The sequence below is a fragment of the Pseudomonas sp. GW821-FHT02A08 genome (genome assembly GCF_059422045.1).
Window position 1 is genome coordinate 86,597 of record NZ_JBWKWD010000022.1, and the last position, 20,851, is coordinate 107,447.

20 protein-coding genes are annotated in these 20,851 nt (G+C 60.0%); 7 read left to right on the forward strand and 13 right to left on the reverse strand.

Annotated features, from left to right (window positions below; all coding sequences use genetic code 11):
- The first annotated feature begins 126 nt into the window (after nucleotides 1-126).
- Nucleotides 127-738 (forward strand): FMN-dependent NADH-azoreductase, encoded by a 612-nt coding sequence (locus AC07W4_RS16930; RefSeq protein ID WP_495033195.1) that lies wholly within the window; start codon nucleotides 127-129, stop codon nucleotides 736-738.
- 167 nt (nucleotides 739-905) lie between these two features.
- Nucleotides 906-1,943 (forward strand): alpha/beta hydrolase family protein, encoded by a 1,038-nt coding sequence (locus AC07W4_RS16935; RefSeq protein WP_495033196.1) that lies wholly within the window; start codon nucleotides 906-908, stop codon nucleotides 1,941-1,943.
- 103 nt (nucleotides 1,944-2,046) lie between these two features.
- Here AC07W4_RS16935 and AC07W4_RS16940 read toward each other — a convergent pair whose 3' ends face one another.
- Both AC07W4_RS16940 and AC07W4_RS16945 read right to left on the reverse strand, forming a co-directional pair.
- Nucleotides 2,047-3,234, reverse strand: a complete 1,188-nt coding sequence (locus tag AC07W4_RS16940; RefSeq protein ID WP_495033197.1) for an MFS transporter — start codon at nucleotides 3,232-3,234, stop codon at nucleotides 2,047-2,049.
- 284 nt (nucleotides 3,235-3,518) lie between these two features.
- Nucleotides 3,519-5,105 (reverse strand): ABC-F family ATPase, encoded by a 1,587-nt coding sequence (locus AC07W4_RS16945; RefSeq protein WP_060542012.1) that lies wholly within the window; start codon nucleotides 5,103-5,105, stop codon nucleotides 3,519-3,521.
- Between the two features lie 488 nt (nucleotides 5,106-5,593).
- Here AC07W4_RS16945 and lpxO point away from each other — a divergent pair, with 488 nt between their 5' ends.
- The 3 genes from lpxO (at nucleotide 5,594) to AC07W4_RS16960 (ending at nucleotide 8,199) form a co-directional block, all read left to right on the forward strand.
- Complete coding sequence (lpxO, locus tag AC07W4_RS16950) at nucleotides 5,594-6,493, forward strand: lipid A hydroxylase LpxO (protein ID WP_495033198.1); 900 nt, start codon at nucleotides 5,594-5,596, stop codon at nucleotides 6,491-6,493.
- Nucleotides 6,494-6,632: 139 nt separating this feature from the next.
- The gene (locus tag AC07W4_RS16955; protein WP_495033199.1) at nucleotides 6,633-6,980 is read left to right on the forward strand and encodes a hypothetical protein; all 348 of its coding nucleotides are present in this window, start codon (nucleotides 6,633-6,635) and stop codon (nucleotides 6,978-6,980) included.
- Nucleotides 6,981-7,047: 67 nt separating this feature from the next.
- Nucleotides 7,048-8,199: a PQQ-dependent sugar dehydrogenase gene (locus AC07W4_RS16960; protein ID WP_495033200.1), complete on the forward strand. Its 1,152-nt coding sequence runs from the start codon at nucleotides 7,048-7,050 to the stop codon at nucleotides 8,197-8,199.
- Between the two features lie 137 nt (nucleotides 8,200-8,336).
- Here AC07W4_RS16960 and AC07W4_RS16965 read toward each other — a convergent pair whose 3' ends face one another.
- Nucleotides 8,337-8,672 (reverse strand): DUF2834 domain-containing protein, encoded by a 336-nt coding sequence (locus tag AC07W4_RS16965; protein ID WP_495033201.1) that lies wholly within the window; start codon nucleotides 8,670-8,672, stop codon nucleotides 8,337-8,339.
- 263 nt (nucleotides 8,673-8,935) lie between these two features.
- Here AC07W4_RS16965 and ilvA point away from each other — a divergent pair, with 263 nt between their 5' ends.
- A complete protein-coding gene (ilvA, locus tag AC07W4_RS16970) occupies nucleotides 8,936-9,949 on the forward strand; it encodes a threonine ammonia-lyase, biosynthetic (RefSeq protein ID WP_495033202.1) in 1,014 nt (337 codons plus the stop codon).
- Nucleotides 9,950-10,000: 51 nt separating this feature from the next.
- On the opposite strand, the gene eco is transcribed toward ilvA, so the two are convergent.
- Nucleotides 10,001-10,483, reverse strand: a complete 483-nt coding sequence (eco, locus tag AC07W4_RS16975; RefSeq protein ID WP_495033203.1) for a serine protease inhibitor ecotin — start codon at nucleotides 10,481-10,483, stop codon at nucleotides 10,001-10,003.
- A gap of 277 nt (nucleotides 10,484-10,760) precedes the next feature.
- On the opposite strand from eco, the gene AC07W4_RS16980 reads away from it, so the two are divergent.
- The gene (locus AC07W4_RS16980; protein ID WP_057714758.1) at nucleotides 10,761-11,027 is read left to right on the forward strand and encodes a DUF1652 domain-containing protein; all 267 of its coding nucleotides are present in this window, start codon (nucleotides 10,761-10,763) and stop codon (nucleotides 11,025-11,027) included.
- On the opposite strand, the gene AC07W4_RS16985 is transcribed toward AC07W4_RS16980, so the two are convergent.
- From AC07W4_RS16985 to AC07W4_RS17025, 9 genes are all read right to left on the reverse strand, one after another.
- Complete coding sequence (locus AC07W4_RS16985; RefSeq protein ID WP_495033204.1) at nucleotides 11,024-11,419, reverse strand: hypothetical protein; 396 nt, start codon at nucleotides 11,417-11,419, stop codon at nucleotides 11,024-11,026. The genes AC07W4_RS16980 and AC07W4_RS16985 overlap by 4 nt on opposite strands.
- Before the next feature lie 91 nt (nucleotides 11,420-11,510).
- Complete coding sequence (locus AC07W4_RS16990; RefSeq protein ID WP_495033205.1) at nucleotides 11,511-11,777, reverse strand: DUF2790 domain-containing protein; 267 nt, start codon at nucleotides 11,775-11,777, stop codon at nucleotides 11,511-11,513.
- Nucleotides 11,778-12,067: 290 nt separating this feature from the next.
- On the reverse strand, nucleotides 12,068-13,012 hold the full coding sequence (locus AC07W4_RS16995; protein WP_495033206.1) for a carbohydrate kinase family protein: 945 nt from the start codon (nucleotides 13,010-13,012) through the stop codon (nucleotides 12,068-12,070).
- A gap of 6 nt (nucleotides 13,013-13,018) precedes the next feature.
- Nucleotides 13,019-14,524: a xylulokinase gene (xylB, locus tag AC07W4_RS17000; protein ID WP_495033207.1), complete on the reverse strand. Its 1,506-nt coding sequence runs from the start codon at nucleotides 14,522-14,524 to the stop codon at nucleotides 13,019-13,021.
- Between the two features lie 165 nt (nucleotides 14,525-14,689).
- The gene (locus AC07W4_RS17005; RefSeq protein ID WP_495033208.1) at nucleotides 14,690-16,162 is read right to left on the reverse strand and encodes a mannitol dehydrogenase family protein; all 1,473 of its coding nucleotides are present in this window, start codon (nucleotides 16,160-16,162) and stop codon (nucleotides 14,690-14,692) included.
- 16 nt (nucleotides 16,163-16,178) lie between these two features.
- The gene (locus tag AC07W4_RS17010) at nucleotides 16,179-17,282 is read right to left on the reverse strand and encodes an ABC transporter ATP-binding protein (RefSeq protein ID WP_495033209.1); all 1,104 of its coding nucleotides are present in this window, start codon (nucleotides 17,280-17,282) and stop codon (nucleotides 16,179-16,181) included.
- Between the two features lie 34 nt (nucleotides 17,283-17,316).
- On the reverse strand, nucleotides 17,317-18,147 hold the full coding sequence (locus tag AC07W4_RS17015; RefSeq protein ID WP_495033210.1) for a carbohydrate ABC transporter permease: 831 nt from the start codon (nucleotides 18,145-18,147) through the stop codon (nucleotides 17,317-17,319).
- Between the two features lie 8 nt (nucleotides 18,148-18,155).
- Entirely contained in the window at nucleotides 18,156-19,055 is a 900-nt protein-coding gene (locus tag AC07W4_RS17020; RefSeq protein ID WP_495033211.1) for a carbohydrate ABC transporter permease, read from the reverse strand.
- Between the two features lie 182 nt (nucleotides 19,056-19,237).
- Entirely contained in the window at nucleotides 19,238-20,548 is a 1,311-nt protein-coding gene (locus AC07W4_RS17025) for an ABC transporter substrate-binding protein (RefSeq protein ID WP_495033212.1), read from the reverse strand.
- Nucleotides 20,549-20,851 lie beyond the last annotated feature (303 nt).

Here is a 20,851-nt window from a genome sequence, read left to right on the forward strand (position 1 = left end):
GAATCCGATTGTTCTATCTGTGGGACGAACTATCGCATTGTTACCATCTAATCAGCTATTGGTTTTGTCTGTAGGATTAGTCCCATCAGATCGCCCTTGTGGGCGATCCTCACTTGGAGATCCCACATGAAACTGCTGCATATCGATTCGAGCATCCTGGGCGACAACTCGGCTTCCCGTCAGCTGAGCGGTGAAGTCGTCAAGGCCTGGCAAGCCGCCGAGCCAACCGCCGTGGTGACCTACCGCGACCTGGCCGCCGACGCCATCAGCCACTTCTCCGCCACCACCCTGTTCGCCGCAGGCACCACCGCTGAACTGCGCAACGCCGCACAACAGCACGAAGCCGAACTGAGCGCCTCGACCCTGGCCGAATTCCTGGCTGCCGATGCCGTGGTGATTGCCGCACCGATGTACAACTTCACCATCCCGACTCAACTCAAAGCCTGGATCGACCGCATCGCGGTTGCCGGCCAGACCTTCCGTTACACCGAGGCCGGCCCTGAAGGCCTGTGCGGTGGCAAGAAAGTCGTGATCGTCTCGACTTCCGGCGGCATGCATGCCGGTCAGGCCACCGGTGTTGCCCACGAAGAATATTTGAAGCTGCTGTTCGGCTTCATCGGCGTCACCGACATCGAAATCGTCCGCGCCGAAGGCCTGGCTTACGGTGACGACGTTCGCAACAAAGCCATGAGCGACGCTCACGCGCAAATCAGCGAGCAGTTGTTCGCCGCTGCGTAAGGCTTGCGTAAAAGTAGGCAACCGTTCAGGTAAAGCCCAAAAAACTCTGTATTCTGGTTACGCAAGTACCAGGTACGGAGTTTTTTGTTTCTGGTCGTTTCAGATTGTGGCCCGACTTATGCTATCCAGGGTGTACGTCTCAAGTCCGGTAACAAAGTGGGGCATCCATGATGCGTCTTTGTGCAGCTTTACTGATTTGCCTGCTCAGCAGCCTGAATACAGTGCACGCCGCGCCTGCACCGCCTCCTCACTGGAGCGTCGGTTTCCATGAGATGACTTTCCTCGACCCGCTGGACCTGCAGCCGATGCGCGCCATCGCCTTCTATCCTTCCAGTGATCGGGAGCACACCAGCAAGCTCGAGGGTTACACGGTCGAAGCCGGGGAGGACACCAAGGTCGCCATCGGCCGGTTCCCGATGCTGATGCTGTCCCACGGAAACACCGGCACCCCATTGGCCCTGCACGACCTTGCCACGTCCCTGGCGCGCAAAGGCTTTGTGGTGGTGGCGGTGATTCACCCCGGTGACAACTCCAGAGACCACAGCCGACTCGGTACTTTGAGTAACCTGTACGGCCGTCCGATCCAGATTTCCGAAGCCATTACCGCGACCTTGGGCGACCCCATGCTGTCGCCGTTCGTCAATGCCGACCAGGTAGGGGTCATCGGTTACTCGGCCGGTGGCGAGACTGCATTGATTCTGTCCGGTGCGACCCCGGACCTGGATCGCCTGCGCCGCTACTGCCAGGAGCGCCCGGATGACCGCGATGCCTGCAACACCCAGGGCGAATTGATTGTCGACCGCGACGACCTGCAACCGGTGGCCGATTCTCGCGTCCACGCCTTGATGCTGATGGCGCCGTTGAGCCTGAAGTTCGGCCGCCATACCCTGGCCGATGTGCATGTGCCGGTGCTGCTTTACAGCGGTGATGGCGACAAACTGGTGGCTGTCGACAAGAACGCCGCGGCGCTGGCGCGCAAACTGCCGACGGCGCCTGACTTCAAGTTATTGGCCGGGGCAGGGCACTTCGTCTTCATGGCGCCGTGCAATGACGAGCAGATCGTGATCATGCCCGCGCTGTGCACCGATGCCGATGGCGTCGATCGGCAGGACATTCACCGCAATCTGATCTCTGAAGCCGGAAGATTCTTCTCGCGCACCCTGGGCAGGGCGACCCGGGCCGGGATGCAGACCGCCGATCAGTAAGTTTCCTCGACCCTCTGTGGTGGGGCTTGCTCGCGAAGGCGGTGTGACAGTAGGCATATGTATTGCCTGACACACCGCCTTCGCGAGCAAGCCCGCTCCCACATTAAGCCATCGCCCGGCGCTTGAGCAGCAGGGTCAGCCCCAGGCCCGTTACCGACAACAACGCCGCACTGAAGAAAATCCACACATAACCCAGGTTCAACGCCACGGCGCCCATCAACGGGCCGGCGATGGCCAGCGCCAGGTCGAAAAACACTGCATAAGCACTCAGGCCCGCGCCCCGGCTGGAGTTGGGTACCTGCTTGATGGCCTCGACACCCAGCGCCGGATACACCAGGGACAGGCCGAATCCAGTCAGGCCGGCGCCAATGAGCGCATACCCGGTTGAAGGTGCCAGCCACAGCAGCACCAGGCCAACTGTCTCAATGCACATGCACGCGATGGCCGAGGTGAAGCCGCCAAAACGGCTGATGGTGGAAATGAACAGCAGTCGCGACAGGATGAAACACACGCCAAACACGGTCAGGCAGTAGGCCGCGCCGGTCCAGCCGCGATTGACGTAATACAGGGTGATAAAGGTCGTCAGGGTGCCGTAGCCAATGGACGCCAGGCTCAGGCTCGCACCAAACGGCGCAATGCGTCCGAACACTGACCAAAACGGCAGGCGCTCACCGCGCACCACGGGTACCGAGGGCTTGTTACGAATCAGCAACAGCGCGGCCAGGGCCAGCAGCGACAGGGCGATGCCCAGACTGGCGAAGCCGAGTTGTTGCACCATCACCACGCCCAGCGGTGCACCAATGGCAATCGCCCCATAGGACGCGATGCCGTTCCAGGAAATCGACCGCGCGGTATGCTCGGCACCGACCTGGCCCATGCACCAACTGATGGTGCCGACGCCGATCAACCCTTGGGCGATCCCCAGCAACAGGCGCCCGGCGATCAGGATCAGCAGACTGAGCAAGGGAAGGCCCTGCAACAGGGTCGACAGCCAGGTCAGCACGCCACTGAGCACAATCCCCGACAAGCCATAGATGATTGCGCGCTTGGTGCCGACGTTGTCCGACATCCGCCCGGCCATGGGCCGGCTGAGCAAGGTGGCGAGGTATTGCGAGCCGATGGTCAGCCCGGCGACGATGGCGCTGAATCCGAGTTGTTCGTGGACATAACCCGGCAACACCGCAATCGGCAGTCCGATGCAGAGGAAAGCAATAAAGGTATAGAAGACGATGGAAACGATCTGCAGGGTGATCGCCATGGAGCTTTGCGGTGGCACTTGCTGCGCAGACATGAGGGCTCGTTCGCGGGCGGCGGTGGGAGAACTGCATCATGGCGCGGGACAGTGATAAAAGGAAGCAGGCTAACTACTTTTGCCGTGACATTATCGCTGTTTCTCACGGCCTCATCGCGAGCAAGCTCGCTCCCACATTTTGGAATGCATTCCCCCTGTGGGAGCGAGCTTGCTCGCGATGATTTATACACCAACAAGAAACCTTGGCCCGGAATGCAAAAAGCCCCGTCACAAAGGACAGGGCTCTTAACTTGAAGCCAGTGGCTAAAGGCTTGTAGCTGCCCTTAGAACACCACACCCTGGCTGCGCAGGTAGTCGTCGTAGGTGCCGCTGAAGTCGGTCACGCCGTTCGGGCTCAACTCGATGATGCGGGTGGCCAGGGACGAAACGAACTCACGGTCGTGGCTGACGAAGATCAGCGTGCCCGGGTAGTTTTCCAGCGCCAGGTTCAGCGCTTCGATCGATTCCATGTCCAGGTGGTTGGTCGGTTCGTCCATCACCAGTACGTTCGGCTTTTGCAGGATCAGCTTGCCGAACAGCATGCGACCTTGCTCACCACCGGAGATGACCTTGACCGACTTGAGGATCTCGTCGTTGGAGAACAGCATGCGGCCCAGGGTGCCACGGATGACCTGCTCGCCCTGAGTCCACTGGCCCATCCAGTCGAACAGGCTGACGTCGTCTTCGAAGTCATGGGCGTGGTCCTGGGCGTAGTAGCCCAGCTCCGCGCTTTCGGTCCATTTCACGGAACCGGCGTCCGGGGTCAGCTCGCCCATCAGGGTGCGCAGCAGGGTGGTCTTGCCGATACCGTTCGGGCCGATGATCGCCAGGCGCTCGCCGGCTTCGACGGTGAAGCTGAAGTTCTTGAACAGGGTCTTGCCGTCGAAGCCCTTGGACATCTGCTCGATGGTCACGGCCTGGCGGTGCAGCTTCTTGGTCTGTTCGAAACGGATGAACGGGCTCACGCGGCTCGATGGCTTGACTTCGGCCAGCTGGATCTTGTCGATCTGCTTGGCGCGGGAGGTGGCCTGCTTGGCTTTCGAGGCGTTGGCCGAGAAGCGGCTGACGAACGTCTGCAGTTCGGAGATCTGGGCTTTCTTCTTGGCGTTGTCCGACAGCAACTGCTCGCGGGACTGGGTGGCCGCGGTCATGTACTCGTCATAGTTGCCCGGGAACAGACGCAGCTCGCCGTAGTCCAGGTCAGCCATGTGGGTGCAGACGCTGTTGAGGAAGTGACGGTCGTGGGAAATGATGATCATGGTGCTGTTACGCGCCTTGAGAATCGTTTCCAGCCAGCGAATGGTGTTGATGTCCAGGTGGTTGGTCGGTTCGTCGAGCAACAGTACTTCCGGATCGGAGAACAGTGCCTGGGCCAGCAACACCCGCAGTTTCCAGCCTGGAGCTACTTCGGACATCGGGCCGAAATGCTGTTCCAGGGGAATACCCAGGCCCAGCAGCAGTTCGCCGGCGCGGGATTCGGCGGTGTAGCCGTCCATTTCAGCGAACTCGGTTTCCAGCTCGGCCACGGCCATGCCGTCTTCTTCGCTCATTTCCGGCAGCGAGTAGATGCGGTCGCGTTCGGCCTTGACCTTCCACAGCTCTTCGTGACCCATGATCACGGTGTCGATCACGGTGAATTCTTCGTAGGCGAACTGGTCCTGGCGCAATTTACCCAGACGCACGTTCGGCTCCAGCATGACCTGGCCACCGGAAGGCTCGAGGTCATCGCCCAGAATCTTCATGAAGGTCGACTTGCCGCAACCGTTGGCACCGATCAAGCCATAACGGTTGCCGCCGTTGAATTTGACCGAAACGTTTTCGAAGAGCGGCTTGGCGCCGAACTGCATCGTGATGTTAGCTGTAGAAATCAAAGGTTTTTCCTGCGAAGCATTCAGAGTAGCTAGGGTTGCGGCAGTACCGGTTCAGTACCCGTTTCCACTGTCCGGACCCCGGGACATTCATCCCGATCGGCAGTGGAAGATCCATCTGGCATTAAGTGGACAGCAGCATGTGGCGCGCCTGGCCCGAGTCAACGTGCGCTGAAAGGGGATTTTCCCGCTCTCAACCTGGGGGCGCGTAAAGTTTGGCGGCAATTGTACTGGTCTGGCTCTTTAAACGATAGGGCGATAAGGTCTCTGCGACGTTTTGGTGGTTTTTGCGGACACATTTTCACAGTTGCAGGTTAACTATTGGTTACAAACTGTAGCTAAAATGCCATCTATCAGCTGAAGGCCGTCCATCGGCGTGGCTCGATGGCACCAAGGGGCCGCTGTTTCGTATTCAGCCACTGCACAAGACCCGGGGACCGGCATGCCGGTAAAGGGCGCAGTTTGATTAATTCCGACCTGTGACGATTTCCGTGAAACTGATCATTGCCGTTATCTACGTTGTCTCTATTGCGTATGTCCACCTGCGTGGCCGAGTGCGCCACAAGCTGGGGCGCCAGTTGAGTGATCACTCGACGTTTCTGGCGCCGATCAACTGCTTTCTTTATCTGTTTTCGAAAATCCCCAACAAACCGTATCTCGAGCCGGCTGACTTTCCCGACCTGAGCCCGCTGCAGGCGCATTGGGAAGAAATTCGTGCCGAAGGCCAGAACTTGCTTCACGCCGGCGAGATCAAGCGTTCGAACCAGTACGACGATGTCGGTTTCAACTCGTTCTTCAAAACTGGCTGGAAGCGCTTTTATCTGAAGTGGTACGGCGATAGCCACCCGTCGGCCATGAAGCTCTGCCCGCGCACCACCGAACTGGTGCAGGGCATTGACTCAATCAAGGCAGCGATGTTCGCCGAGTTGCCACCGGGCTCCAGACTGGTGCGCCACCGCGACCCGTATGCCGGTTCGTACCGTTATCACCTCGGACTGGACACACCCAACGCTGAAGGTTGCTACATCAATGTCGATGGCCAGAACTACCATTGGCGTGATGGCGAAGCGGTGATATTCGATGAGACCTACATTCATTACGCAGAGAACACCACGCCGCACAATCGCATTATCTTGTTCTGCGACGTCGAGCGGCCGATGAAGTACCGGTGGGCAGCGGCATTCAATCGCTGGTTCAGCCGCGCTGTCATGTCGGCGGCAGGTGCACCGAACGAGGACGGAGACCGGACCGGCGGGCTCAACCGACTGTTCAGCAAAGTCTACAAGGTTCGCCTGCGCGCCAAGGAACTGAAAAAGCGCAACCGCAAGCTTTACTACCTCCAGAAGTGGTCGATCTTTGTCGGGGTGCTGGCGGTCTTCATCCTGATTTGAGAGGAGTGTTCGCTCCGGCGATGAGGCCGGAACATTCAGCCTGTTACATCGTGCCGGGGAGTTTTTGGTTAACAAATCCGAACCTCGGGCGTAGCGTGGTATCGAAGTCCTTATCCACGCGGACGCAGAGAGGCACCCCATGAACCGATACGTGTTTGGCGCCATCGCGCTGGCCTTGAGCGGCGTACTGGGCCCCTTGGTCCAGGCCGATGTCTCTGTTGCGTTGCAATTGGCCCAGAACCTGCCTGGCAGCACCAACAGCAACCCTTACAACAGTCCGATTCGCCGGGCCAATCCCAACAGCATGCAAGGCACTCAACCCAGTGCCCCGGCCATACGCGGCCCCAATACCGTGCCGGTCCCGCGCCCGCCGACGCTGGACAACGGAGGCATCGGTAATCGCTACCCCGACCGGACAGCGCCCGCCGGCCCACCGAAATTCATTCCCAATCCCCCCCCTAGAGACACCGGTACCAGCAACCGTTGAGTGGCAGGCATGACGTCTGGCCGCTACTTTTCAGCAAGTCTCATTTTCATCGGAAAAGGAATCCTGCATGTTGCGTAAAAACCTTTTGGCAACTCTCTGTGCCAGCGTATTGATCAGCGCCACTGTCCCTGTGCTTGCCGCGCAGTCCCAGACGATGAAAAGCGAAGACGGCACCCTTGAGGTCACTCCCATCGTGACGGGGCTGGAGCACCCCTGGGCCCTGGCATTCTTGCCGGACAGCAAAAACATGTTGGTGACCGAACGGCCCGGCAATCTGCGGCTGGTGACCGCCGACGGCAAACTGTCGGCACCGCTCAATGGCGTACCCAGGGTCTGGGCCAAAGGGCAGGGTGGATTGCTCGACGTGGCGCTGTCGCCGGATTTCAGACAGGACCGGATGGTCTATCTGTCCTATGCCGAAGGTGACGGTAAAGGAGACAAGGCCGGCACTGCGGTGGGCCGCGGCCGGCTCTCCGACGATATGACGGCGCTCAAGGATTTCCAGGTGATCCTGCGTCAGGAACCCAAACTCTCGGTCGGCAACCATTTTGGCTCGCGGCTGGTGTTCGATCGCGACGGCTATCTGTTCGTGACCCTGGGGGAAAACAACGACCGTCCGACCGCCCAGGACCTCGACAAGCTGCAAGGCAAGGTGGTGCGAATCTACCCGGACGGCACGGTGCCCAAGGACAACCCCTTTGTCGGCCAGGCCAACGTGCGCCCGGAGATCTGGTCCTACGGGCAGCGTAACCCGCAAGGCGCGGCGCTCAACCCGTGGAACGGCACGCTGTGGGAAAACGAACACGGACCTCTGGGCGGCGATGAAGTCAACATCATCGAGCGCGGCAAGAATTACGGTTGGCCGCTGGCCACCCATGGCATCAACTACTCCGGTCAACCGATACCCGAAGCCAAGGGCGAGACCGTCGAAGGCACCGTCGCCCCGAACCACGTCTGGGAAAAATCCCCGGGCCTGAGTGGCATGGCGTTCTACGAGGCCGATCGTTTCAAAGTCTGGCAGCGCAATGTGTTTATCGGTGCGTTGATCAGCCAGGAACTGATCCGCCTGGAGTTCGATGGCGACAAGGTGATACACGAAGAGCGCTTGCTCGGGGATCTGAAAAAACGCATCCGCGATGTGCGGCAGGGGCCGGACGGCTATTTGTATGTTTTGACCGATGAGGAGAGCGGCGGGTTGTACAAGGTGGGTTTGAAATAACCTGCCGTTGGCGAGTTCTGCGGCCGCGATAGTCAGTGGCCGCAGATTTCAGGGAATCTGTTTTTCCAGTCTTGCATATCCAGTGTAGGAGCGAGCCTGCTCGCGATTGCAATTTCAAGCCCATCACTGGGGGCGGGTCAGATCTGCCCAGTCGCGGCTACTGATCTCTTGCGATCCTGAAACCCGCGTACCACCAGATACAACAATGGCCCAATCGAAACAAACACTGCGGTGATCAGCAGATAAGGCACCACCGAAAGCACCGACTGCCCGCGCTTTCGCGCATCCTGGTACATCCAGAGCCCCGCAAGCGTTGCCAGCAGGTAAAGGTCGATCACCACTTGCGCAGTATCGGGGCGTGACATCAGGCTGATGCCGAAGTCGATCAATGATTGTTCGGCCTGGAGCATCACTGAAACCGTGTAGCCGGCAAAAGCGATCAAGGCGATAAGGGGCAGGGCAATGGCTTTCATGTTTTCCTTCCTTGGGCAATGAATAGAACCGGTAGCCTATAGCATAGCGACCACCGCAAACTTGCCATTGACTTGCCATTGACTTGCCATCAACGCCCGGCTAATTTCCAGTCATGACTTCCACTGTATTGCGCTGCCAGCCAAGCATTATTACCGCCATTCCTCATTTGGCGGGCTAGCTCACGACTGCAGCACCCAACCCGCCCTGGAGGCGGGTTTTTACTTTCTGTCTCCCGGGCCCCGAACACTGTCAGGAGACGACCATGAGTTTTACGACCGACCAGCAAAGCCTGCTTGAACACTACGTCAAAAAAATCCTTGCCGCGCCGGTCTATGAACTGGCCGTGCGCACGCCATTGCAACCGGCGCCAGCCTTGTCCGAAGCCTTGGGCAACCAGATCCTGCTCAAGCGCGAAGACCTGCAACCAACCTTTTCCTTCAAGATCCGCGGCGCCTACAACAAGCTGGTGCAACTGAGCGAGGCGCAAAAGGCTCGCGGCGTGGTCACGGCGTCTGCCGGCAATCATGCGCAGGGTGTGGCACTGGCGGCGCGGGAACTGGGGATCAACGCCACCATCGTCATGCCCTGCACGACGCCCCAACTGAAGGTCATCGGGGTGCGCAGTCGCGGTGCCGATGCGGTGTTGCACGGCGAAAGCTTTCCGTTCGCCCTGGCCTATGCGCTGGATCTGGCCGGAAAAACCGGTCGCACCTTCGTTTCGCCCTTCGACGACCCGGAGGTGATCGCGGGTCAAGGCACGGTGGCCATGGAAATCCTGCGCCAGCATCAGGGGCCGCTGGATGCGATCTTCGTACCGGTGGGCGGCGGCGGGCTGATCGCGGGCATCGCCGCCTACGTCAAATACCTGCGGCCGGAAGTTCGCATCATTGGCGTGGAGTCGGAGCATTGCGCGTGTCTGCAAGCGGCGATGCATGCCGGCGAACGGGTCGTGTTGCCGAGTGTCGGCACCTTCGCCGATGGGGTGGCGGTGGCACAGGTCGGCGCTTACGGTTTTGAGGTCTGCCGGTTTTGCGTCGATGAGGTCATGACGGTCAGCAACGATGAGCTTTGCACGGCAATCAAGAATATCTACGACGATACCCGCTCGATCACCGAACCATCCGGTGCGCTGGCGGTGGCCGGGATCAAGAAATATGTCGCGCAGACCGGTGCCTTGGGGCAGACACTGGTGGCGATCGACTCGGGTGCCAATATCAATTTCGACAGCCTGGGGCATGTGGCCGAGCGCGCCGCGTTGAGTGGCGCCCCGGCATGACGCCTGGACCGGTCTACAGCGGACGTCGCGAGGGTCCGCCCAATGGCCGGGTTATTCCTGAACGGCTTTCTCGACCTTGGTAGACGCCGACCAGATCCGGTAGCGCACTTCGATGTCCTTGGGCACGTACAGCACCAGCGGCAGTTTGCTGTTGTAACGCAGCAGGAAGCCGTCACCGACCACCGGTACAAAACCCTGTTTGCTCGTGCCGGCCGGGCAAGCCATCAGCGTGCTCATCGGCCCGATGACTTTTTCCAGGCGATAGAACGGATAACCCCAACCCTCGAGGTTCTTCTCTTCGAGAATGCCGCCCAGACGCGGGTTATTGCAGTCGACGGTCATCGTCTTACCGGCCAGAATCTCGACCTGGAAGTCGTTTTCCCGGGTCTGTGGCGCAAGGTGGATGACCTGGCGGGTAAACCCGCTTTCTGCCTTCGGATAGGGTGCGGTGTCTTCCAGTTTTGCGGCGTGCGCTACGCCGGCAAGCCCCAGTGCAACCAGCGCTGTGCAAGTGTTAATGGTCAAAGAATTCATGATGCCTCCTTGCTTGAAGTGAAGGGCGGCATTTTCACTGTCGTGTGCAGTGAATGCAAACCCGGGATCCCGGGTTGCAAATTGCAGGGTCGCCAGGGGCGCTTATTGCGAACTGCATGGCAGGCTTTACAGGTGATTCGCCTAAATTCTTGAGTTGCCGATGAGTTGCACCGCGAAACTCAGGGTATGTTTTATGCTGTAGCTGTCCTTGAAGCTTGCCGGGATTTCAAATGAGCAAGCATTGATCGTCGGCAGTTTCATAAAGGAGGGAGTCGCCATGTTTCTTTCTGCCTTGGAAATTCGCAATATCATCGAAAGCAGTTTTCTGCCCAAGCGCTGCCAGTGCACCCTGTCACCGGATCTGTCGATGACCGTCAAGGTCTATGCAGACGGGCAAACCGATCAGCTCGATCTATTGGTCACTGGCATCGATGCCTCCGGACTCAATGGTTGCCGGGAAATAAACGAATTGATTGCCCAACTGCGTTCCAGACAACATCACGTCGAGGTCGAGCCGCACTCCATGTTGGGCAAAGCACTCTAGCCTGCTGTTTCGGGTTCCAGGGACACGCGCCGGGTCTGGAAGAACGCCAGGCCCAGCGCCACTTCAAACCCGACCGCCAGCAAAATCCCCGGCCCGACATGGCCACTGAGCCATTCGGCAAAACCCAGCACGGCCAATCCCCAGCTGCCGACGACGAAGCCGAGGCTCAGGGCATTGCGGGTTGCGCAAGGGGGCGCGTTGCGAACCAGAAAAGAGAACACGCTCAACGCCCCAAACAGCACGGCGATGCGTCGCGCGACCAATCCCACCGCGAATGAAAACTCGATGTCCCAGAACGACAATAACCATTGCGGTGTCAGGCCCCAGACCAGGCTCAGCACCAGACATATGGCGGCGATAAACATCGACAACGTGCGAAACGACAACTGCATGGCCAATCCTTGCGGGCAGAGAGGGAGGCGCTAGAGCATAGCGCCGCAACCCTCAAAGGAATACTGCCAAGTGCCAAATCAGACTTTTCAGTCAGCTCTGGTTCTCGCAAGCGTCGGAAAGTTTACGGTAGGAAATTTCTGCGGGTTTCCCCGAGTCATCGATGTACTTCATCTCGGCCGTCACCACTTTGCACTCCAGGGTGTCCGGCTCGGAAAGTGAAATCACTTTGCTGACATGCAATGGCATGCCGTAGTGATAGGGCGTGGCTTGAGAGTCAGTGGTGTCATTGGCCTGAGCCAGGCCGGCAAACGCGGTGCAGGCGAGGGCGGTGGTAATCAGCAGGGTGCGAGTGTTCATCAACGATCTCCGGTGCGGACGGAATGTCAGTTCGATGTGTCGCTTGTCGAACTTGCCGCACTGGGCGTCAGAAGAGTCTGAGGGCGTGCGGTCCAGTGAAGTGTTGGATCGCACGGTTAAGCGAGGGTTAACCCGGCTGGACACCGCCTGTCGCGGATGCGCGATCCTGTGTATCAGTTAAGACCATCGGGCGCCTGATGGAAAGTCATCGCGAACAAGGGTGGACACAAATGCTGTGAACGACCCGCAACCCTGTGTGGGCGAACTTGCTCGCGATGAGGCCCTCGAACTCAGCGCAAATCCAGTTGCTTGCGATAAGGCAAATCCGGCCCGGTCTTGCTGCACGTCAGTGCCGCCGCCTGCACCGCGAACTTCAGCATGCGGTCGATCTGCTCGCGGCCAAGTTGCTTCACGCCCTCCACTGAGTCCAGCTGCTGTTCGGTCAACCAGGTAATCAGCGCCGCCTGGAAGGTATCGCCCGCGCCTACGGTGTCGGCGATTTTTACCTCACAGGCGGGAGTCGACCACGAACCGTGAACCCGGCTGAACACACTCGCGCCTTCGCCACCCCGGGTCAGGAATACCAGCTGACAGCGGTGCTGCAACCAGCCTTCGATCACCTGCGCCGGGTCCTGGCCGGGGTACAACAGATGCAGGTCCTCGTCGCTGACCTTGATCAGGTCGGCCAGCTCCACCAGCGTAGCGATCCGGTTACGCCACAGGTCGATGTCCGGCTCCGGGTTCAGGCGCACGTTCGGATCGAGGCTGATCAGGCGCCTGCCGCTTTCCCGGCGCACCAATGCCAATAGCGTGTCGGCAATCGGCTGCACCACCAGGGAAAACGAGCCGATATGCAGGCCGCGCACTTCAGGCCCGAGTGCCGGCAGGTGTTGCGGTTGCAATTGTCGATCCGCGCAGCCTTCGCCACGGAAGCTGTACTGCGGCGAGCCATTGGCCCCCACGGCGACCATTGCCAGGGTGGTCGGTGCGGTGAAATCCAGCAGGTAGTCCTGGCACACGCCTTCATCTTGCAACACTTGCAGCAGGCGCCGGCCCAGATAGTCGGTGGACAACCCGGCCAACAGTGCCGCATCCACGCCCAACCGGCGCAAGCCCACCGCCACGTTGAACGGCGAACCACCGGCGATGGCTTTGAAATTCACTTTGGAAGCCAGACCGCTTGCGTCGTTTTCACTGAAAAAATCGAACAGCGCTTCGCCACACACCAGGTACATAGTTGATCACTCTTTAATCAGGGTTGCGACTTGCTGTCGATAGCGTTCATACGCCTGTTGGCAGGCGTGTACATTGTCGGCGACCGGCAGGGTTTCACTGGCCGGGTCGAGTTTTACGCAGCGCTCGCACAATTGCGCCAGGCTGTCTTCGCGCCCGTTCACCCGGGATACGCACCAGGCTGCCTGAATCCCCGCCCCTAAGGCCGCGGCCTCGCTTTGTTCGGTGCAGATCACCGGTGTATCCATGGTGTCGGCGACAATCTGCCGCCAGACCGCACTTTTTGATCCGCCGCCGATCAGCCGAATGCTGCGGCTTTGTAAGCCATTGTGGCGCAGCAGGTCCAGTCCGTAACGTAAACCGAATGTCGTGCCTTCGACCACCGCGCGGCACAGGTTGGCCCGGGTCAGGTTGGTCATGGTCAGGCCCGACAGGCTGCCGCTGGCATGGGGCAGGGCGGGCACCCGCTCGCCGTTGAAGAACGGCAACATGCTCACGCCTTCAGCACCGATGGGCGCTTTGGCAACCAGTGCGTTGAACTGATCGATATCGAGCTCCAGCAGGTCGCGAATCAGGCCGGTGGCATTGGTCAGGTTCATGGTGCAGATCAATGGCAGCCAGCCGCCACTGGAAGAACAGAAGTTGGCGACCGCGGCATCTGCGGCGACGTGCGGCTGATCGGCGTAGGCGTACACCGTGCCCGACGAACCGAGGCTCATGGTGATTGCACCAGGCTGGATGTTGCCCGTGCCGATGGCGCCCATCATATTGTCGCCGCCACCGCTGGAGACCAGGGCCTTCGGGTTAATGCCCAGGTGTTCGGCGATACCCGGCAGAATCGTGCCAACCGGCTGGTGTGCATCGATCAACTCGGGCAGCGCGGCTTGCAGGCGTGCGCTGGGGTCGATGTCACGCAGCAATTGCAAATCCCACTGGCGCGTACGCACGTTGAAAAACCCGGTGCCGGAGGCATCGCCGTATTCGCTGCAACTGCGGCCGGTCAGCCAATGGTTGAGGTAATCGTGGGGCAGCAAGATGCGGGCGATCCGGGAGAACACCTCGGGATGCTGTTCTTTGGTCCATAACAGCTTGGAGACGGTGTAGCCCGGCGCGATGACCACGCCGAGGCGCTCCAGCGAACCCTTTTCGCCGCCCAGGTGTGCCAGAAGACGGTCATTCTCCGGCGTGGTTTCGGTGTCGCACCAGAGCTTGGCCGGACGCAGCACCTGGCCCCGATCGTCGAGCAGCACCAGGCCGTGTTGTTGGCCGGACACGCCAATGCCCAGGATCGACTGGCCATCGACTTTGGCCGCGAGCATTGCGCGGCGGGTGGCGGTGGCGAAGGCTTCCAGCCACTGCTGGGTGTCCTGTTCGCGGCGGCCATTGGGGCCGCTGATCAGGCTGTGGCTGGCTGCTCCCTGGCCGAGCACTTCACCACTCACTGCGTCAAGGATGATGGCCTTGGTGCCCTGGGTGCCGCAGTCGATTCCGAGGAAGAGTTGTTGGTTTGGCATAGTGGATCCTTGGATCATTCAACATAAATGTCGCCTGTCAGGCCGCCTTCGCGAGCAAGCCCGCTCCCACAGTAGATCTGTAGTGAACACGGTATTTGTGTTCGACAGCGCTTCAGTGTGGGAGCGGGCTTGCTCGCGAAGACGGCAGCAGCTCCACCGCAGGACTTACTCCAAAACTCGTTCCAGAGTCCGCGACACCCCAACCTCGCGCAAACTGTTGCAGCACCACTCGAACGCCGCGACAAACTCCGGCGAGCGCGCAATGGCCGTACCGAAAATCTCCTCGACCGCCAGCAAGCGCTGGGTAATCAGCACGTCGTCGGCCACCAGTGCCTGGCAGAACGCCGCCCGCGGATCCGCAATCGAGTAGGTCTCGCCTTGCTCATCCACACCCTTGAGGTACAGCGCCCACGCCGCCACCACCAACGCCGTGCGCTTGGTTTCGCGGCCATCGGCGATCAAACGGTTGATGGTCGGTACGGTGAATTTCGGAAACTTTGACGAACCGTCCGAGCACACCCGTTCAAGCTGATCGGCAATCGCCTGATTGGAAAACCGCGCCAGCAGGGTGTTCTTGTATTCGGTCAGGTCGATTCCCGGCACCGCCGGCAGTTGCGGTGTCACGTCCAGGTCCATGTAGGCGCGCATGTAGCGCACGAACAGCGGGTCGTTCATGGTCTCGTGGACGAAGCGGTAACCCTTCAGGAAACCCAGGTACGTCAACGCCAGATGACTGCCGTTGAGCAGCTTGATCTTCATTTCTTCGTAGGGCGTGACGTCGTCGGTGAATTGCACGCCGACCTTTTCCCAGGCCGGTCGACCGTTGACGAACCGATCTTCCAGCACCCATTGCGCGAAGGGTTCGCAGACCACCGGCCAGGTATCGTCCACGCCATGTTGTTCCGCCAGTTGCAGACGGTGCCGTGTGCTGGTCATCGGCGTGATGCGGTCGACCATGGCGTTGGGGAAACTGACGTTGGCGTCGATCCAGTCGCGCAATTGGCTGTCGTGCAAGGCGGCGAAGGCCAGCAGGGCCTTGCGGGTGACGTCGCCGTTGTGGGGCAGGTTATCGCAGGACATCAGGGTGAAGGCCGCTGTGCCAGCGGCGCGGCGCCTGGCCAGAGCGGCACAGAGGAATCCGAACACGGTTTTCGGGGCGCCAGGGTGCGCCAGGTCATGCTGGATCTGCGGCGAGTGCGCCATGAACTCACCGGTGCTGTCGTCGATGCAGTAACCGCCTTCGGTGATGGTCAGCGAGACGATGCGGATCTCGGGGCTGGCCAGTTTGTCGATCAATGCCTGGGCACCGTCCTCGGCCAGCAGCATGTCGCGAATGGCGCCGATCACCCGGACTTCGGTGTTGTCGCTATCGCCGAGTTCGAACAGGGTGAACAAGTAGTCCTGATCCTTTAGATCGTCACGGGCACGGCGGTCTTCGGCGCGCAGGCCGACACCGCAGATGGCCCAGTCCAGGCCTTCGCCAGTATTCATCAAGGCGTCGGTGTAGTACGCCTGATGGGCACGGTGGAAACCGCCGACGCCGATATGCGCGATGCCTTGGCGGGTCTCGCCCAGGGTGTAGGCGGGCAGGACCACTTCAGGGGCGAGGCGGCTGAGGTTGTGTTTGTTCAGTTTCATCGCAGGCTCTCTGAAATTAGGCAGCAACGCGCAGCGGGCGGGTCAACGCCACGCCGTCGGCATCGAATAAATGGCAGTGTTGCGCATCCAGATGCAGGCTCAGGGTTTCACCGTAGCGGCTGGCCAGATCGCCGCGAACGCGCAGGGTCAGGGCTTCTGCGGATGCCGTCCGGACGTGGCAGAAAGTGTCGCTGCCCAGGCGTTCGCTGACATCGGCGGTGACCTGCAGGGTGCAGTCGCCCGGTTTGGCCAGTTCCAGGTGTTCCGGGCGAATGCCCAGTGTCACCGCACTCCCGACGCTCAGATGCCTGCCGCTCAAGAGCAGGTTGATGCGGGTTCCGGCGTCCAACTGCACTTCACAGCCCTGGTTGTCGACGCGAGTGACCTTGCCCTTGAGGAAGCCCATTTTCGGCGTGCCCAGGAAACCGGCGACGAAAAGGTTGGCCGGTTGGTGATAGAGATCCAGGGGCGAGCCGACTTGCTCGATCTTGCCGCCATTGAGTACGACCACCTTGTCGGCCATGGTCATCGCTTCGACTTGATCGTGAGTCACGTAGATCATCGTGGCTTGCAGTTCTTTGTGCAGGCGCAACAGTTCCAGGCGCATCTGCACCCGCAGGGCGGCATCGAGGTTGGACAACGGCTCATCGAACAGGAATATTTTCGGGTTGCGCACGATGGCCCGGCCAATCGCCACGCGCTGGCGCTGGCCGCCGGACAGTTGCTTGGGCTTGCGCTCCAGCATCGGCCCCAGCTCGAGGATGCGCGCCGCTTCGCTGACTTTCTTCTCCACTTCGGCTTTCGCCACGCCGGCCAGGTCGAGGGCGAACGACATGTTCTTGCGCACGCTCATGTGCGGGTACAGAGCGTAGGTCTGGAACACCATCGCCAGGTCGCGCTTGGCCGGGCTGACTTCGGTGATGTCGCGGCCGTCGAGTTCGATGGTGCCGCCGCTGACTTCCTCCAGCCCGGCGATCAGGCGCAGCAGCGTGGATTTGCCGCAGCCCGACGGGCCGACGAAGACCACGAACTCCTTGTCGTTCACTTCAAGGTCGATACCCTTGATGATGGAAAAGCCTTCGAAGCCTTTTTGCAGATTCTTGATTTTCAGATTGGCCATGGTGGCGGTCCTTTTGTGCTTATTCTTTTGGGGGCTATTTCACGGCGCCGAACGACAGGCCGCGCACCAGTTGTTTCTGGCTGATCCAGCCGAAGATCAGGATCGGCGCACAGGCCAGGGTCGAGACGGCCGACAACTTGGCCCAGAACAGCCCTTCGGGGCTTGAGTACGAAGCGATCAATGCGGTCAGTGGTGCGGCTTTCGACGAGGTCAGGTTCAGCGACCAAAAGGCCTCGTTCCAGCACAGGATCAGCGACAGCAGCACCGTGGATGCCAGGCCGCCCTTGGCGATGGGCAGCAACACCCGGAGCATCTCCTGGGCCAGCGTCGCGCCGTCCAGCCGCGCGGCTTCGAGAATGTCCCTGGGGATGTCCTTGAAGTAGGTGTAAATCATCCAGACCACGATCGGCAGGTTGATCAGCGTGTAGATCACGATCAGCGCGATCCGCGTATCGAGCAGGCCGAAACTCTTGGCCAGCAGGTAGATCGGCATCAGCACGCCCACCGGTGGCAGCATTTTGGTCGAGAGCATCCACAGCAGGGTGCCTCTGGTGCGCTGGGTTTCGTAGAACGCCATGGAGTAGGCTGCCGGCACCGCGATCAACAGGCACAGGGCCGTGGCGCTGAAGGAAATCACCACCGAGTTCCAGGCAAAGCTGAAATAGTCGCTGCGCTCGTTGATGTGCAGGTAGTTCTCCAGCGTGGGCATGAAGATGAATTGCGGCGGCGTGGCGAAGGCATCGATTTCGGTCTTGAAACTGGTCATGACCATCCAGAAGATCGGAAAGAAGATCACGATCGCGATGGCCCAGGCCAACGTACCGAGCAGCAGGCTTTGCAGGCGACGGGATTGTTGAAGAGTCATGGCAGGCCTCAGGCTTTGTCGGTCAGGTTTTTGCCGATCATCCGTATCAGGATGATCGCGGCGATGTTGGCGATGACCACGGCGATAAGGCCGCCCGCCGAGGCCATGCCGACGTCGAACTGCACCAGCGCCTGGTTGTAGATCAGGTACGCAAGGTTGGTCGAGGCGTAGCCGGGGCCGCCGTTGGTGGTGGTGAAGATTTCGGCGAACACCGAGAGCAGGAAGATGGTTTCGATCATCACCACCACTGCAATAGGCCGTGCCAGGTGTGGCAGGGTCAGGTGCCAGAAAATCGCGATGGGCCCGGCGCCGTCCAGGCGCGCGGCTTCTTTCTGTTCCTGGTCGAGGGACTGCATGGCGGTCATCAGGATCAGGATGGCGAAGGGCAGCCATTGCCACGAGACAATGATGATGATCGACAGCAGCGGGTAATGCGCCAGCCAGTCCACCGGTTGCGCGCCGAACAGCTTCCAGACGTAGGCGAGAATCCCCGACACCGGATGGAAAATCAGGTTTTTCCAGATCAGCGCGCCGACGGTGGGCATGATGAAAAACGGCGAGATCAGCATCACCCGCACGATGCCGCGACCGAAAAACTCACTGGCCTCAAGCAAAGCACTGATCAGCACACCGAACACCACACTGATCAGCAGCACGCTGCCCACCAGCAACAGGGTGTTGGTGGCGCCGGGCAGGAAGCCCGAGTCCGTCAGGAAGTAGGTGAAGTTCTCGATGCCGACAAATTCGTTTTCGCCGGGGTTGAGCAGGTTGTAGCGGATCATCGAGAAGTAGAGAGTCATACCCAGCGGTACGATCATCCACAACAGCAGCAAGGCCACCGAAGGGCTGACCAGAAACCAGCCGGGATTGGCCACGCGGCTTTTGCGCTGCGGTTGGACAATGTCCATGTGAGCTTTTGCAGTTGATGTATTCATGGCTTAAACCGATTCATTCAGACCTATGAGGATCCAATGTGGGAGCGGGCTTGCTCGCGAAGGCGATGGTTCAGTCACGAATATTTGGCGGATGCGCCGGCCTCTTCGCGAGCAAGCCCGCTCCCACACAAGGCAAGAGCAGGGACGTGCGGGGGTTACTTGGGATAACCCGCACGCTTCATTTCGCGTTCGGTGGTTTGCTGGGCCGCCGCCAGCGCCTGGTCGACCGTGGTCTGGCCGATCAGCGCCGCCGAGAAGGATTTACCGACCTGGGTACCAATGCCCTGGAACTCGGGAATGGTTACCAACTGGATGCCGATGTACGGCACAGGCCTGGCGCCCGGATTGCTCGGGTCCGCGGCCTTGAGCGATTCCAGCGTGACCCTGGCGAACGGCGCCGCACTCAAGTACGCCTCGCTGTAGGTCGAGGCCCGGGTTCCCGGCGGCACGTTGGCGATGCCGTCTTTTTCCGCGACCAGTGCGCCGTATTCTTTGGACGTGGCCCAGGCACTGAAGGTTTTCGCTGCGTCCTTGGCTTTGGAACTGGTCGGAATGGCCAGCGCCCAGGAGTACAACCAGGCCGAGCCCTTGTCGGTGATCTGGTGCGGCGCATAGGTGAAACCGACGTGATCGGCGACCTTGCTCTGGGCCTTGTCGGTGACGAATGAACCGGCGACGCTGGCATCGACCCAGATCGCGCATTTGCCGCTGTTGAACAACGCCAGGTTTTCGTTGAAGCCGTTGCTCGACGCCCCCGGCGGGCCGGATTTCTTCATGGTGTCGACATAGAAGTTCAGCGCGTTTTTCCATTCGGGACCGCTGAATTCCGGCTGCCACTTCTCATCGAACCAGCGCGCGCCATAGGCGTTGGCCACGGTGCTGATCAACGCCATGTTCTCGCCCCAGCCAGCCTTGCCCCGCAGGCAGATGCCGTACTGTTCCTGCTCGGGTTTGTTCAGTTTGGCGGCGAATTCACCGATCTGCTCCCAGGTCGGGCGCTCGGGCATGGTCAGGCCGGCGTCCTTGAACAGGTCGGTGCGGTAGTAGGTGATCGAGCTTTCGGCATAGAACGGCAGGGCGTACAGCGAGCCTTTGACCGACAGACCTTCGCGCACCGACGGGAACACGTCGTCGAGGGCATAGCTGGCCGGCAGATCCTTCATCGGCTCAAGCCAGCCCTTGGCGCCCCAGAGTGCGGCTTCGTACATGCCGATGGTCAGCACGTCGAACTGCCCGCCCTGGGTGGCGATGTCGGTGGTCAGGCGCTGGCGCAGGACGTTTTCTTCGAGCACCACCCAATTGAGCTTGATCTGCGGATGCTCGGCCTCGAAGCTTTTCGAGAGCTTTTGCATGCGGATCATGTCGCTGTTGTTGACGGTGGCGATGGTCAGCGTCTGTGCGCCAAGGCTGACGCTGCTGAGGGTCATGCAGGTGAGGGCAAGCAGAGCTTTTACCGAAGGTTGCATCGTGCACTCCTTTTCTGCACCCGGCGGGATACAGAAGGACAGTTATTGTTTTTGTGTCTTCCGATGACAGGAAGAATGTGCACTGATTACATCCTTCAATGGTGGGCGAGACAAATCATCCATCGCACTTTGATCGATACTTTTTTGCACTGAACTTTAGGGGGGTAGACGCAAGGAAGGGGTTTCAGCGATGGGGCAGTATTGAAACTGTACAGGTTTCAGGGCTTGGCGCTGTACCTGTGGGAGCGGGCTTGCTCGCGAAAGCGGTGTGTCAGGTTGAGAAATATCGCCTGACACACCGCT

Bases quoted from the DNA above. Each gene is read 5' to 3' on its own strand.
- AC07W4_RS16930 (WP_495033195.1), top strand. From the start codon at position 127: ATGAAACTGCTGCATATCGATTCGAGCATCCTGGGCGACAACTCGGCT.
- AC07W4_RS16935 (WP_495033196.1), top strand. From the start codon at position 906: ATGATGCGTCTTTGTGCAGCTTTACTGATTTGCCTGCTCAGCAGCCTG.
- AC07W4_RS16940 (WP_495033197.1), bottom strand. From the start codon at position 3,234: ATGTCTGCGCAGCAAGTGCCACCGCAAAGCTCCATGGCGATCACCCTG.
- AC07W4_RS16955 (WP_495033199.1), top strand. From the start codon at position 6,633: ATGAACCGATACGTGTTTGGCGCCATCGCGCTGGCCTTGAGCGGCGTA.
- AC07W4_RS16960 (WP_495033200.1), top strand. From the start codon at position 7,048: ATGTTGCGTAAAAACCTTTTGGCAACTCTCTGTGCCAGCGTATTGATC.
- AC07W4_RS16965 (WP_495033201.1), bottom strand. From the start codon at position 8,672: ATGAAAGCCATTGCCCTGCCCCTTATCGCCTTGATCGCTTTTGCCGGC.
- ilvA (WP_495033202.1), top strand. From the start codon at position 8,936: ATGAGTTTTACGACCGACCAGCAAAGCCTGCTTGAACACTACGTCAAA.
- eco (WP_495033203.1), bottom strand. From the start codon at position 10,483: ATGAATTCTTTGACCATTAACACTTGCACAGCGCTGGTTGCACTGGGG.
- AC07W4_RS16980 (WP_057714758.1), top strand. From the start codon at position 10,761: ATGTTTCTTTCTGCCTTGGAAATTCGCAATATCATCGAAAGCAGTTTT.
- AC07W4_RS16985 (WP_495033204.1), bottom strand. From the start codon at position 11,419: ATGCAGTTGTCGTTTCGCACGTTGTCGATGTTTATCGCCGCCATATGT.
- AC07W4_RS16990 (WP_495033205.1), bottom strand. From the start codon at position 11,777: ATGAACACTCGCACCCTGCTGATTACCACCGCCCTCGCCTGCACCGCG.
- AC07W4_RS16995 (WP_495033206.1), bottom strand. From the start codon at position 13,012: ATGTACCTGGTGTGTGGCGAAGCGCTGTTCGATTTTTTCAGTGAAAAC.
- xylB (WP_495033207.1), bottom strand. From the start codon at position 14,524: ATGCCAAACCAACAACTCTTCCTCGGAATCGACTGCGGCACCCAGGGC.
- AC07W4_RS17005 (WP_495033208.1), bottom strand. From the start codon at position 16,162: ATGAAACTGAACAAACACAACCTCAGCCGCCTCGCCCCTGAAGTGGTC.
- AC07W4_RS17010 (WP_495033209.1), bottom strand. From the start codon at position 17,282: ATGGCCAATCTGAAAATCAAGAATCTGCAAAAAGGCTTCGAAGGCTTT.
- AC07W4_RS17015 (WP_495033210.1), bottom strand. From the start codon at position 18,147: ATGACTCTTCAACAATCCCGTCGCCTGCAAAGCCTGCTGCTCGGTACG.
- AC07W4_RS17020 (WP_495033211.1), bottom strand. From the start codon at position 19,055: ATGGACATTGTCCAACCGCAGCGCAAAAGCCGCGTGGCCAATCCCGGC.
- AC07W4_RS17025 (WP_495033212.1), bottom strand. From the start codon at position 20,548: ATGCAACCTTCGGTAAAAGCTCTGCTTGCCCTCACCTGCATGACCCTC.